Annotated in this window: 12 protein-coding genes; 4 read left to right on the top strand and 8 right to left on the bottom strand. The window is 67.5% G+C overall.

Features of this window, described 5'->3' with window-relative positions; genetic code table 11:
* The coding region (locus AB1824_07860) for a hypothetical protein (GenBank protein ID MEW5764879.1) at window positions 1-664 on the bottom strand (664 nt) is incomplete at its 3' end.
* An 11-nt stretch (window positions 665-675) separates the two neighbouring features.
* Window positions 676-1686, bottom strand: coding sequence for a hypothetical protein (locus tag AB1824_07855; protein MEW5764878.1), 1011 nt, complete (start codon window positions 1684-1686; stop codon window positions 676-678).
* 511 nt (window positions 1687-2197) lie between these two features.
* Between AB1824_07855 and AB1824_07850 the strand changes: the two genes are divergently transcribed.
* Both AB1824_07850 and AB1824_07845 read left to right on the top strand, forming a co-directional pair.
* Window positions 2198-2437, top strand: a complete 240-nt coding sequence (locus AB1824_07850) for a hypothetical protein (protein ID MEW5764877.1) — start codon at window positions 2198-2200, stop codon at window positions 2435-2437.
* 82 nt (window positions 2438-2519) lie between these two features.
* Window positions 2520-2978, top strand: coding sequence for a hypothetical protein (locus tag AB1824_07845; protein ID MEW5764876.1), 459 nt, complete (start codon window positions 2520-2522; stop codon window positions 2976-2978).
* 90 nt (window positions 2979-3068) lie between these two features.
* Here AB1824_07845 and AB1824_07840 read toward each other — a convergent pair whose 3' ends face one another.
* From AB1824_07840 to AB1824_07830, 3 genes are read right to left on the bottom strand one after another with little or no spacing between them, the layout of a single operon-like run.
* Window positions 3069-3461: a Zn-ribbon domain-containing OB-fold protein gene (locus AB1824_07840; protein MEW5764875.1), complete on the bottom strand. Its 393-nt coding sequence runs from the start codon at window positions 3459-3461 to the stop codon at window positions 3069-3071.
* A complete protein-coding gene (locus AB1824_07835) occupies window positions 3461-4621 on the bottom strand; it encodes a thiolase domain-containing protein (protein MEW5764874.1) in 1161 nt (386 codons plus the stop codon). Before AB1824_07835 ends, AB1824_07840 begins: the two co-directional genes overlap by 1 nt.
* 4 nt (window positions 4622-4625) lie before the next feature.
* On the bottom strand, window positions 4626-5678 hold the full coding sequence (locus AB1824_07830; protein MEW5764873.1) for a hydroxymethylglutaryl-CoA synthase: 1053 nt from the start codon (window positions 5676-5678) through the stop codon (window positions 4626-4628).
* A 129-nt stretch (window positions 5679-5807) separates the two neighbouring features.
* Here AB1824_07830 and AB1824_07825 point away from each other — a divergent pair, with 129 nt between their 5' ends.
* Window positions 5808-7073: a hypothetical protein gene (locus AB1824_07825; GenBank protein ID MEW5764872.1), complete on the top strand. Its 1266-nt coding sequence runs from the start codon at window positions 5808-5810 to the stop codon at window positions 7071-7073.
* A 68-nt stretch (window positions 7074-7141) separates the two neighbouring features.
* On the opposite strand, the gene AB1824_07820 is transcribed toward AB1824_07825, so the two are convergent.
* The gene (locus tag AB1824_07820; protein ID MEW5764871.1) at window positions 7142-10027 is read right to left on the bottom strand and encodes a hypothetical protein; all 2886 of its coding nucleotides are present in this window, start codon (window positions 10025-10027) and stop codon (window positions 7142-7144) included.
* Window positions 10028-10125: 98 nt separating this feature from the next.
* Here AB1824_07820 and cutA point away from each other — a divergent pair, with 98 nt between their 5' ends.
* Window positions 10126-10482, top strand: a complete 357-nt coding sequence (gene cutA, locus AB1824_07815; protein MEW5764870.1) for a divalent-cation tolerance protein CutA — start codon at window positions 10126-10128, stop codon at window positions 10480-10482.
* Between the two features lie 658 nt (window positions 10483-11140).
* Here the strand turns inward: cutA and AB1824_07810 are convergent.
* Together AB1824_07810 and AB1824_07805 are read right to left on the bottom strand one after the other, a co-directional pair.
* Window positions 11141-12322, bottom strand: coding sequence for an acetyl-CoA C-acetyltransferase (locus AB1824_07810; protein ID MEW5764869.1), 1182 nt, complete (start codon window positions 12320-12322; stop codon window positions 11141-11143).
* Between the two features lie 95 nt (window positions 12323-12417).
* Window positions 12418-13407, bottom strand: a complete 990-nt coding sequence (locus AB1824_07805; protein ID MEW5764868.1) for a potassium channel protein — start codon at window positions 13405-13407, stop codon at window positions 12418-12420.
* Window positions 13408-13457 lie beyond the last annotated feature (50 nt).

The raw sequence follows: 13457 nt of genomic DNA, 5'->3' as shown, positions 1-13457 counted from the left end.
GGTTTTCCCGGATCCCCGCAAGGAGCCCGGCATCCGACACCCACCCCAATTCCCCCGCCTTCGCAACGTCCGACAGAAACACGTCCCAGTGTTCGAAGGTCCCGGGGGGAACGGGCAGGGGCGCCAGCGTGGGGATCTTGCGGATGTAACTGCGTTCCAGCGCTACAGAGCCTGGGAACTCATCCTCGCCCGTTGCCTCGAAGTACGCCTCGAACCAAGGATCGAGCCAAGGCTTAATCCAAACCTCGCGGATGCTGGGCGGAGCCGAGATGGAAAAGCCCATGGGCGGGATCAAATCGCCGGGGTGCATTCCGATTTGCGAGTCTGTTATATTCCATGAAAAGCTCGGCTTTTCCGGGCTATCTACCGGGTCTGGATTGTATTGCCGACTCCATTTTGTCCATGACCAACCAGGCGGCCCATACGGGTCAGAGAGCGTCTCGAACTCGCCCCCCAATGACAATTCAACCGTCCACAAACCGACGGTGTTTTCCGCCGGATTCGTCACAAGGTACTCAAGTCTGTACAGCCCTCCGGCAAGGGCCGTGCAGGAACCACGGACCGTAAGCCTTTCGAAGGTGGGAAGAGGGGGAGCATTCTGCGCGCCACTGGCCACCTGGAAGAGTAAGATCACGAAAAAGACCACTTTCGATTTGCTCTTCATCTTTCCCCTCATTAACAATTGCAGGGATTAAGCTCGTAGTGGATCTTGGTGCCACTCTTGTGGCACTGGCTGAGATTAAGCTGTTTTGCCAGTTCATCCATTTTTGTCTTTATCATCCACGGGCGATCTGTTGTATTCACATCCACCGAATTGCCCACCCGGTGCAAGGAATGGTGGCAATCCCAGCGACGGTTCTCATCGATGTCGTAAATGCCGCCGTACACGAGGCTGAGATCGTTGTAGGAGACCTTGACCAGCTTGCCATTTTCCTTTTCATACCATTCCCGATACTGCTTGGCCAGCTCCGTGAGCGCCCGGATCATCTGCGGCGTGCCGTAATATTGCTGGCCGGCCGTATGGCCTTTCGGGTCGGAGGCGGTATCGTAGTATTCGCTTGATGGAAGGGCTTCCAGGCCCTCCACGTGCGCCTCCACGAGAAGCGTGCCCATGCAGGAGCGGCATGTCCGATCCGCTGGATCCCGCTCCCAGACCTCGTCGGGTACGCACACATACCCCCGCGGTACCACCCAGTAGATGAACGTGCGGACCACTCCCGAGACCTCCGGGATCCGCACAACCCCGGAGTGCGTCCTCGACTCCGTCTCCCATTCCCCCGTGGCCAGGGCCGGGCGATCCATGAAATCCAGCCGCAGGCCGCCCAGGTTATTCACGGGGTTTCCTTCCATCCTCGAGTGAAGGTGGGCTCCCGTCCAGTAGTCCATCATCTCAGGCGCCACCCCCTCGGTCGAGAAGTACTCGATCCAGGTGTTCTGACAATTTAAGGAGTGCCCGTCTTGGATGTCGTAACATCCCGTGTAGAAATCGTAGGTCAAGAGTTCCACCTCCGGATGGCCCGCGCATTTGGTATAGTTGGGAATGGTGGGCTCGGTGCAAATCCAGGGCGTGAGCGGCGTCGGAAGCGGTTCGGTCGGCAGGTTCTGGGCTTGCCCCGCCGTGCAAATCCAAATAGCCAATCCAACCGCCCCTCCCATTCTCAAACCACGCAGAAAACTTAGCCTCATTCTCCCCCTCCTCTTTCGCGTTTCGCAAACACCGTGCACCAAAGATACCCCCCCCCCCCCCACCGCCCTGTCAAGGGGCTGGGAGATAGACGCGCCCAAGGACGGCGTCCGTAGGGGAGGCCACATCCGGGTGCCGGGCTGGACCCAACCCGGACCGACCCTGCATCCCCCTCCCTCTCCCCCAAATTCCGCGATTGAAACACGGGTGGTTTTGGACGGTTTTCGGGTTCATGGAGGGAAGGCTTTGTCTCTTGGACGGGGAGGGCCGGCCCCTCCCCGCCCCGCGGGCAGAGCCCGCCGGTGCCCCACCTCACCCTAGGGGCTTCCTCGCCCGGCTTGGAGCCGGGCTCGGAGGCCACCCAAATCCTTTCGTGGGAAACGACCGTCGCTCACGGAACCGGACTTCCGTATCGACCTTCGGAGACCTTCTCCTTTCCCATCGCGGGATGTGGGTCCCCGGCCCGCCTTGCCGAGGCCAAAGTGCTGAATTACAATGGGATTGGAGGATTTCATGGAACCGTCCGGGCTCTTCAGCCGAGAGGGCCTCGAGGCCCGGCGCCGCGCGCTGGAGCGGTTCGCCGCCTGGGAGCGCGAGCAGCCCCCCGCCCCGGCGCGGGAGAATGTCCTCTCCGATCTCGACGCCCTGTTCAGACTTCTGGATCCCGCCCCTCCCGGCCCCCGCCGCCCCTCCGACTACGAAGGCGTGGCCATTCTGCACGCCGCCTTGGCCGTGCTGGATGGGGAACCTTGAGCGCCCTCGAGGGGGCCCTTGTAAAGGTCCACGACGCGCTGACGGCGGCCGGGGTTCCTTACAGGTCATCGGAGGCATTGCGGTGGCCCGTTGGGGCGTTCCGCGAGCGACCCTGGACGTGGGTGTCACCGTCTGGGTCGATGAACCCAGGCTGAATGAGGTCGTGGATGGGCTGTGCGCCCGATTTCGTCCCCTGGTGCCCGACCCGCTGGGCTTCCTCCGACAGACCCGTGTGTTGCCGCTCGACGTGGACGGCGTCCGCGCCGACGTGCTCTTCGCCCTCCTGCCCTACGAGCGGACGGCCATCGATCGGGCAGTCCAGAAGGAGGTGGCCGGCAGGCCCGTCCGGTTCTGTTCGGCCGAGGATCTCATCCTGCACAAGGCCCTTTCCGAGCGGCCCAAGTACCTCGAAGACCTGCGCGGGGTCCTCGCCGTCCGGCGCGGCTCCCTCGACACCGCCTACCTCGAGCCCAGGCTCCGCGAACTCGCCGACCTGCTCGATCGCCCCGCCATCTGGCAGAACTACCTCCGGCTCCGCTGAGGGGGCGCTCCGGGCAGGCCGATTCGAAAAGGCAAGCGGGCGGGAGCCGTGAGGCGCCCGCCCGCGGGTGGAACTCGCCGGAAAAAACCGCTACCTTTCGGGCACGGCCTTGTAGCCGTAGGCGATGACGCCGGACTCGCCGGCCTCCTGGATCTTGCGGAACTCCAGCGCCACGGGGAGCCCCACTTTCAGGCGCTCGGGCTCGCAGTCGGCGATCTGGCAGAGGATTCGCGTTCCGTCCTTCAGCTCCACGATGCCCATGCAGTAGGGCGCTTCGTCCCCGAAGCCGCGCGGGGCCGTCCGGATGACGGTGTGGGCGACGACCTTGCCCTCGGAGGGCAGGCTGTAGGCCTTGAACTTCCGGGAGCCGCAGGCGCAGACGACCCGCGGGGGGAAGTAGACCTTCCCGCAGGAGGCGCATTTCCCCGCCTCCATGCGGTAACGCTGGGGGGTGTTGCGGCGGACGGTGGCGGGCGTGTTCATCACAGCACCTCCAGGATGTGAACGATGGCGCTCCCTCCGGAGCCGCCCATGTTCTGGGCCAGCCCGCGCTTCACGTTCTTGAGCTGGCGGGCCCCCGCCTCCCCGCGGAGCTGGGAGACGATCTCGTGGATCTGCGCGACACCCGTGGCGCCCACGGGATGGCCCTTGGACTTGAGGCCGCCCGAGGGGTTCACGGGGAATTTGCCGTCCCGGGCCGTAAGGCCGTCCCGGGTGGCCTTGCCGCCTTGGCCCCTCTTGACGACGCCGAGGGCCTCGAGCACGCAGATTTCGGCGATGGTGAAGCAGTCGTGCACTTCGGCGAAATCCACGTCCGACGCCTTGATCCCGGCCATCTTGTACGCCTTCTGGGCCGCCTCCCAGGTGGATTTGAGGAAGGTGAGGTCCTCGCGCTGGTGGAGGGCGATGGTGTCGGTGGCGTGGGCCGAGGCGGCGATCTTCACCACGGGCTTCCTGGGCCGCATCTTGCGCGCCATCTCCAGGGGGCAGAGGACCGCGCAGGCCGCTCCGTCGGTGATGGGCGAGCAGTCGAGGATGTTGAGGGGGTCCGCCACCTTCACGCTCTGGATCACCTGGTCCACGGTGATCTTCATGCGGTACTGGGCGTGGGGGTTGAGGAGGCCGTTGTCGTGGTTCTTCACCGCCACCTGGGCCAGGTCTTCCCGCTTGGTGCCGTACTTGTGCATGTGGGCCGAGGCGATGAGGGCGTAGAGGCCGGGGAAGGTGGCGCCGTGGAAGGCCTCGTAGTCCTGGTCCGCGGCGGTGGCCAGGGCGTAGGTGGCCTGGGCGCCGGAGACGTCGGTCATCTTCTCGACGCCCCCCACGAGGACCACGTCGCTCATCCCCGAGGCCACCTCCATGAAGCCCACGCGCAGGGCCAGGCCTCCGGAGGCGCAGGCCGATTCGACCCGCGTGCCGGGGATGGGGCCCTGGCCGAGGTAGTCGGCGAGGAGGGACCCGAGGTGCTCCTGGCCCGTGAAGAGGCCCGGCGTCATGCATCCCGCCACGAGGGAATCCACATGGTCCACGCCGGCGTCGGCGATGGCCTCCAGCGCGGCCTTCACGAAGAGGTCCCTCAGGGAGTCGTTCCACAGCTCCCCGAAGTCCGTCATGCCGATCCCGATGATGGCTACGTCGCGCATGGGCTCAATCCTCCACGTTCTTCCGGATCTTCCGGCGGAACTTCACATACGTGCCGTAGTCCAGGTAGAAGGGGTTCTTGTCCAGGTAGTCCCGGGTCTTCTTCGCCTTGCCCTGAACCTTGGGGAGGTTTTTGGTGCACGTGAAGACGAAGGCGTCGGAGCCCGCGCCCGATCCGAAGGAGCACATGAGGATGCGGTCGCCGGGCCTGGCCTCGTCCAGGATGGCCGACAGCCCCAGGGGCGAAGCGCCCGAGTAGGTGTTGCCCAGGGTGGGGACGAGGAGGCCCGTCTTCATCTGCTCTTCGGTGAAGCCCAGGTCCTTGGCCATCTTCATGGGGAACTTGCCGTTGGGCTGGTGAAAAACGGCGTACTTGAAGTCCTTCGCCTTGGCCTTGGCCTTCTTGAGGATGCCTTCCACTCCTCCGCGCACGTGCTTGAAGTAGGCCATGTCTCCCGTGAATCGGCCGCCGTGGCGGGGATAGTGCATGTACTCCCGGCGCCAGAAGTCGGGGGTGTCGGTCATGAAGGAGTACTGGCAGTCCACGGTGGCCACCACGTTCTGGGTGCCCATGAGAAAAGCCGCGCCACCGGCCGCCGCGCTGTACTCGAGCGCGTCGCCGGGGGCGCCCTGGGAGGTGTCGGCGCCGATGCCCAGGGCGTACTCCACCTCGCCGGATTTCACGAGGCCGTAGGCCAGGAACATGCCCTCGGAGCCCGCCTTGCAGGCGAACTCCAGGTCCGCGCAGTGGCAGTCGCTCACGGCGCCGATCACTTCGGCCACCGCCGTGCCCGTGGGTTTCACCGCGTACGGGTGCGATTCGGAGCCCACGTACACGGCCCCCACCCTTTCGCCCGAAACGCCGGCCCGCCGGATGGCGTTCTTCGCCGCTTCCACGGCAATGGTGATCACGTCCTGATCCGGGCCGGGTACGGACTTCTCCCGCAGCATCAGGCCCTTCTTGTAGCTGGGCGCGTCCGCCCCCCAGACCTTGGCGATCTCCTCCACCTTGATCCGGTAGCGGGGAATGTACGCCCCATATCCCACGATTCCGACCATGCGGCTCCTCCTTTTCGGGATCCCCCTGGGCTCGAAACGAGGGAAAAGTCTATGGTTTTCAGACCATGAAAGCAAGGGGCCGCCCCCGCCCGCTTGAAGGGGAGGGGCCAACGGGTCCATACTCCTTTCATGCCGGAACTCGACCTCGGGGGGATCCTTCAAGGCCCGGCGCCCCACCTCGCGCCGGACCTCTTCGACCGCATGGGCCCGACCCTGGAGGGCCTTCGCCAGACGGTCCTCGCCCTCACGCGCCACGAGGAGCACCCCTTCCGCCACACCCCCGGAGACGCCGCCCTCGAAGCCTCCGTGCGCCACCAGGCCCGCCTCCTGCGCCGGGAGGCCGAGGTCCTGGTGGTCGCCGGCATCGGTGGCTCCTCCCTGGGGGCGCGGGTCCTCTGCGCCGGGCCTCGGAGCCGGGTGCGCTTCCTCGAGGGGCTGGACCCGTCCTCCCTCTCCGCGCGCCTCCAGGCCGTCCCGTGGGACCGGGCGTCCCTGTGCGTGGTTTCCAAGTCGGGGGGGACGCTGGAGACCCTCGTCAACGCGGCCCTCGCCCTCGAGGCCCTGCGCAAGGCCTGCCCGCAGAGGTGGAGACAGCGGACGGTGCTCGTGGCCTCCCCGGGGAGCGGCCCCCTCCACCGCTGGGCCGAGGCGGAAGGCATCCCCCGCCTGGACATCCCTTCCCCCGTGGGCGGGCGCTATTCGGTCCTGACACCCGTGGGCCTTCTGCCGGCGGCCTTCGACGGCGTGGACCCCTCGGCGGTTCTCTCGGGCGCCCGGCTGGGCGCCGACAAGGCTCTCCTCCTGACGGGAAGCCGCAACCCGGCCCTCGCCCTCGCCCTCCTTCTCGTCCAGTTCTACGCCCAGGGCCTGAAGGAGGTGGACCTGTGGGGCTACGGGGAGCGCCCTTACCTGTTCGCCCGTTGGATCCAGCAATTGTGGGGCGAGTCCCTGGGCCGCAAAGTGGGCGGGGAGGACGGCCACCGCATCGGGCCGACGCCCCTGGCGTGCCTGGGGAGCGAGGACCAGCACTCCCTCCTACAGCTCTTCTCGGACGGCCCCCGCACCCGGTGGCTCCTGGTCTTTTCCGAGGATTCCCCCGGGCCGCCCCTTTCCGCCGAGGCCCGCGCCTTCGCGGGCCTGCCTCCCGCCGCGGCCAACGTGGGCGCCGTCCAACGAGCCCTGTGCGAGGGGACGGCGCGGGCCCTTTGCGAAGCCGGGGTTCCCGTGGCGCGTTACGGCCTGGGCGGAGCCGACGCCGCCTCCCTCGGCGAGGCCTTCTTCGTCTTCATGGCCGCCACAGTTTACGCCGCCGCCCTCTTCGAGGTAGACCCCTTCGGCCAGCCCGGCGTCGAAGCCGGAAAGCGGCGGACGCGGGAAATCCTCGGGGCCGTCTAGGGATCCCCGCCCTCGATCCCCCCGGCGCGGCGCAAGAAAGCCACACCGTTCACGGCCGCTGGTTTTCCCTATTCCCAATCTCTCCAGACCTCTTGAACCACTTCCCTCTTTCTCCCCCATTCGACCGCCAGATCCTCGGGGGGCGGGCCCTCCTCCAGGGAATGGGCCGAGGCGGCCCAGAGAACGCGGAGGTCCGTCAGGGCCTGTCGGAGCCGGGGGAGGGACGGAGGCCGTTCGAAGTGAACCCGAATGCGGTGGAGGAGGGTGTCCTGAAAGCGGCGCGCGCGGGTAAGGTCTCCGGGGAGGCCCGCAAAGGGTTCCCATCCCGGGCCCCGCGCGGGCAGGCGCCCCTCGCGAAGGGCCATCACCCCCGCCAGGAGGTCGGCGTGCCAGAGGCCGCCCTCCCAGAATTTCAGCGCTCCCTCCAGGTCTGACGCCGACGCACCGAGTTTTCGAAGGACCTCCAGAAGCTCTTGGATCTCCGCGCCGGGCGCCCCACTTGTTCCGATGAGGTCCCACACCTCTTCCAGGACCCTCCAGCCCAGGCCCGCCTCGCCGGCCACCGGGCGGGCCTTGAGATAGGAGAGGCGCTCCCACAAGCGCGCCGGCCCCGCAAAATAGTGCGTCAGGGCGTCCGGCGAGACGACGGGAGGGCCCGAATCGCCGTAGGGTCTCAGCCGCCAGTCCACGTCGTAAAGGGCGCCGTGGCGGGTGACCGCCGTAAAGCCGTCGGTGAGGGCGCCCACGAGGCGGGATTCGATCCGCGCCGATCGGTCGGGATCCTCCGGGAGCGCCCACGGCCCCGACTTCAGGCAGACCAGGTCCAGGTCCGAGCGCGGCTGCATGTCCCGGGATCCCAGCCGCCCCAGCCCCAGAAGGGCGAAGCGACCCTCCAAAAGCCCCGGCGGGAGGCCCTCGGCGGCTTCGGTTCTCCTCAAGGCGGACGTGAAGACCTTCGCGGTGAGGCTCTCGGCGATGCGGGTGTGGATCCGGCGGGACCAGGCGACGCCGTCGCCCATGAGGATCTCCCGGGCCCGGGCCAGGAAGAACAGGCGCTTCTGGGACCGGCGCAGGTCGTCCGGCCCCTCCTCCGTCCGCCCTCCCAGGTCCAGGACCTCGGCCTCCACCGCCCGCATCCTCTCGAAGGTCAGGTCCTCGATGAGGTCCGGCCAGCGCCCGAGGGCTTCCTCCAGCGGAGCGCTCCGGCTCATGAGGCGAAAGGCGAGGCGCGGCGTGCGCGGATGGTCGAGGAGAAGGGCCGCCAGGCGCGGCTCGCTGGCGATGGAGGAGACGTACCTCGACAGGGAAACGAGGCCCCGATGCGGATCCGGCGCCCTGCGGAACTCCCGTTCCAGCGAGTAGTGGATTCTCAGGAAATGCTGACGGCGCTGGGCCCCGCCCAGGTGGGGCGCCAGGACCTCGTAGAGGGCGGAGAGATAGGGAAGGACCCGGTCCGGATCGGAAAACCCGCCGGCGGCGAGGACCTCCCGCATCCCCTCGGGCGAGAGGAGGCGGGCCACCTCGTCGCCCTCGGGCTGGCCCTCCCGGAGCTCCTCAAGGACGCGGGCCATGAGCGCCGAGAGGGTGCCCCGGGCCTGCTCCACGGCTTTCCGGGCGGCGGTCCCGCCCGGCAGACGCAGGAACCGCGCCAGCTCTTCCCACCCTTCCGGATCCTCGGGGAGGTGGTGGGTCTGCCGCATGTTCTGAACCTGCGCCCAGTGCTCCGCGCGGCGCAGGAGCAGGTAAGCCGCGCCGAATTCGGACCGGAGGCTCGGCGAGAGGAGGCCCTTCTGCTGGAGCTTGGTGGCGGCGAGGAGGGTCTGGCCCTCCCGGACCCAGGGATCTCTCTGCCCGTGGGCCATCTGAAGGGCCTGGATGGAGAATTCGGCGTCCCGGATGCTCCCCGGCCCCTCCTTCACGTTCCTGGCCGGCTCGGACCGCCCCGCCCTCCGAAGCTCCTCCACGGACTTGGCCCGCATCCTCCGGTTGTTCTCGGCGATGCCCGCGAACGAATACTCCTGGTAGATCACCGGCTCCATCCGCCGGAGAAAGAGGGCGCCCGCCTCCTCGTCGCCCGCGCAGGCCCTCGCCTTGATCCAGGCCTGCCGCTCCCACAGGTCGGCCCATTCCCGGTAGTAGGCGAGGGCCGCGTCGAAGGAGAGCGTGAGTTCGCCGTCCCGGCCCCTGGGCCTCAGGGCCGTGTCCACCCGCAAACAGGGGCCGTCCGGAGTCGGCCTCGAGAGCAGGGACACGGCGGACTGAAACCAGGCGTTGAAGAAGGCGCCGTTGCTCCCACCCCGGTCGGTTTCCCCTTCGGCCCGGTAGAAGGCCACGAGATCCACGTCCGAGGAGTAATTCAGCTCGCGCCCGCCCAGTTTGCCCAAGGCGAAGACGGCGAGGGGGCACGGCACGGGGCGAGCGTCGGGTCCGGCGTGAAGGGGCTGGCCCATGGACTCCTTCAGGGGTTGGAAGGTGAGGGAGAAACTCCGGGCGATGAGAACGTCGGCGAGCACGCTCAGGTCGCGGGTGACGCTCTCGGTGTCCAGGATGCCCAGGATGTCCTGGAGGAGGATCCGGGCCGTCTCCAGGGTCCGGAAGGCGGAGAGGACGGCGGACGGTTCGTTCCCCCTCTGGAGGAGGAAGAAGCGGGCCAGCGCCTCCTCGATGTCCTCCCGGCCGCGGCCATCCGTTCGAGCCACCCGGGCCGAGAGCCCGGGCCATTCCGAGGGACGGCGCAGGAGGCCGAGGAAGAGGGTCTCGCTCGTCGTGGCGAGGTAGAGGAGGTGAAGGAAGGGAAGGTCCTCTCTGGGGAGTCCCGGACCCTCCGCCCACCTCTCCAGGAGCGAGACGGCGGCTTTTCTTCGGGGAAGGCGATCCCAATGGGAGGCCAGGAGCCGGCCCTGGGAGGGGGTGAGGTGGTCCGCGAGCCGGCGTGCGGCTTCGGCGCCGTCCATGGCTCCGAGTGTACCCTTGTCCCTTCACGCCCTACAACGCGTGGACTTCTCTTGACACCCGGGGAGAGGGTTCCTATGCTGGCCCGGGGAGGAGCGCCATGGAGTCCATCGTCCTCGTGATGACCACCGTCGGATCGGAAGACCAGGGCATCCAGATCGCCGAGACCCTTGTGGAAAAGGGCCACGCGGCTTGCGTCAACATCATCAAGAAGATCCGTTCCATCTACCGGTGGAAGGGGGAGATCTGGGACGACGAGGAGTTCCTCCTTCTCGTCAAGACCCGAGAGAGCCTCTTCCCCCAGGTGCGCGAGACGATTCGCTCCCTCCACTCCTACGAACTTCCGGAGGTCCTGTGCGTTCCCATCGGCCAGGCCGACGAGAAGGTCCAGGCCTGGATCCTGGACGCCACCCTCGACCTGAACACCAAGAAAGCCGAGGTCGGCAAGGAGGGATAGGACCGCAAGCCCCGAGGGGGACTCGGAGACCGCGGGACTGAGGGACCAGGAGACTCGGGGACTGGGGGATTAGGAGAGGCCCCCTCTTCGTGGGCGGATCCCCATTTCCCGTCCAGGGCCTTCGTCCCCTTTTCCCAAATCCGAAATCCCAAGTCCCCAACGCCCTTTCATTCCCTTCCGCCTTCGGCCTTTCGCCTTTCGCCTTTCGCCTTCCGCCTTCCGCCTCTCCACCCCCCGCCCTCACGCGGGCGGTCCTCCGCCCGGGGGAACCTCCCCGTTCCCCCGGACCCCTTCGACCTGCCTCGGCGCTGGTGGACACAAACGCGCGAAGCCGAATTCACTTCGGCTGGAGCGCAAGCCCCTCCAGGTGGGGGGTCAGCGGAGCACCCGCTGGGTGCTGAGCGCATAGGGGGGAGGGCCGGAAGCCCTCCCCCCTAGAGACACTCCACCGCCATCGCCACGCCGTTCCCTCCGACCCAGGCGTCGCGCCGGAGGCGCTCCCCATCGGGGGGCTCCGCCGCCCCCCTCTGGTGCCCGCCTTCGGCGGGCGGTCACCCCCCCGCCCTCACGCGGGCCGTCCTCCGCCCGGGGGAACCTCCCCGTTCCCCCGGACCCCTTCGACCTGCCTCGGCGGTTTGCCTTCGTCTTTGGCTGTGCCCTAGATCCGCTCCACCGCCATCGCCACGCCGTTCCCTCCGCCGAGGCAGAGGCTGACGATGCCGCGCTTTGCGCCGCGGTCTTTCATGGCGTGCAAGAGCGTGAGGAGACAACGGGTGCCCGAGGCCCCGATGGGATGGCCCAGGGCCACGGCTCCTCCGTGGACGTTGACCTTCTCCTCGGGAATCCCAAGGACCTTGAGGAGCGCCACCGACTGGGCCGCAAAAGCCTCGTTGAGTTCAAAGAGATCCACCTGGTCCAGCGTCCAGCCGGCCCTCTCGGCGACCATCCGGACCGCGGGCTCCGGGGTCATCATGACCCAGCGCGGCTCCAGGCCGGCCGTGCCGTAGGCCACGATCCGCCCGAGGGGCTCCACGCCCTTTGCCTCGGCAAAGCTCCGGTCGCAAACCACGACCGCCGCTCCGGCGTCGTTGATCTGGCTGGCGTTTCCGGCCGTGACGACGCCGTCCTTCTTGAAGGCGGGCCTCAACTTGGCGAGAGCCTCCAACCCAACGTCCCCCCGGATGCCGTCGTCCTGCCGAAAGGCGATGGGTTCCCCCTTCTTCTGCGGGATCAGCACGGGGAAGGTCTCTCCATCGAACTTTCCGGCCTTCCAGGCGGCATCCGCCTTCTGATGGCTGCGAACCGAATAGGCGTCCATGGCCTCACGCGAAATCCCGTATTCCGAGGCCACGAGTTCCGCCGTGAGACCCATGTGCTCGCCGTCGTAGGCGTCGGTGAGGCCGTCGGCCACCATGGAGTCGAGGACTTCGCCCGAACCGAGGCGGAGGCCCGTCCTCGCCTGCTTGAGCATGTAGGGGGCGTTGGTCATGGACTCCATTCCGCCCGCGGCCACCACGCGGGCATCGCCGGCCTTGACGGCCTGGGCGGCCAGCATGACGGCCTTCAGGCCCGAGCCGCAGACCTTGTTGACCGTGAAGGCGGGAATGGACACGGGACAGCCCGCCTTCAAGGCCGCCTGGCGGGCGGGATTCTGACCCACTCCCGCTTGAAGAACGATCCCCATGATCGCTTCGTCCACCTCGTCCGGCGCGACCTGGCCGCGCCGGAGGGCCTCCTTGAGGGCGAAGGACCCCAATTCCGGAGCCGAGAAGGGCGAAAACGGGCCCATGAACTTGGCGATGCCCGTGCGGGCGCCCGAGAGGATGACGATGTCCGACATGGCGACCTCCCCTTGTGGTTTCGCGGACGGGCGGCCAGCCGGCCCCCCGTGGTTTCAAGACCCCCAGGATACGCGCGACGGGCCCTCGACGCCAGTCAGAAGAGGTCCTCCCGGATGCCGGGGCCGAGGACGATGAGCGCGTCCCCCTCGTGGATCTCGGTGTTTCCCTCGGGGTTGAAGGTCATGGACCCGTCGGCCCGCTTGATGGCCACCACCAGGATCCGGTGGCGCTTGAGCAGTCCTGTTTCGGTGAGCGTTCTCCCGGCGAGGGGGCTCCTTGGGCGGACGGTGAACTCCTCCATCTGAAGGTGGAGGTTCTGCTTTTCGGTGGCCATTTCGATGAAATCGGTCACGTTGGGGTTCAACACCATCCGCGCGATGCGCTTGCCGCCCTCCCGGTGGGGGCTGATCACGTGGTTGGCCCCCGCTTGGAGAAGCCGGCGCTCCCCCGACGGGTCGTTGGCGCGGGCGAAAATGACCAGCCCCGGATTCATGTCCCGGGCCGTCAGGATGACGTAGAGGTTGTCGGGATCGTCGGGCAGGAGGGCGATGAGGCCCTTGGCCCGCTCCAGGCCCGCGGACCGCAGGACCGTCTCCTCCCGGGCATCGCCCTGGATGGCCAGGACACCCTCCGCGGCGAGGCGCTCCACCTCTTCGGCCCGTCTCTCGATGACCACGACGGGGATCTTCTTGAAAGCGAACTCGGAGAGCACCACGGACCCGATGCGCCCGTGGCCGCACACGACGTAGTGGCCGCCGGCTTCTTGAATCTTCCTGTTCATCCGTCTGCGCTCCAGGGCCTCAACGAGGCCTCTTTCGACCACGAACCCGAAGAACCGGGTCAGATAGTAGGAAAAGACCGCCACCCCGACCACGATGAGAAAGATGGTGAAGAGCTTGCCGGCCTCCCCCATGGGTTTCCAGGCGCCCAGGCCCACGGTGGAAAGGACCACCACCGTTGTGTAGAGCGCATCCACGAGGGACATGTCCTCGAGAAGGATATAGCCCGCCGTGCCCAGGACCACGAGGGCCGCAAGGCCCAGGCTCAGGAGCGCTCCCCTTCGGAGACTCGTCTTCACGTCCATGGGTCTCCGTCTCCCGTGTCCCCTGCTCCGAGTTCATCCGGAACCCCGGC

This window comes from Acidobacteriota bacterium (assembly GCA_040752915.1).
Lineage (GTDB): Bacteria > Acidobacteriota > UBA4820 > UBA4820 > DSQY01 > JBFLVU01.
The sequence above is the reverse complement of the archived record's forward strand: the minus strand, read 5'-3'. Positions and strand labels throughout refer to the sequence as shown.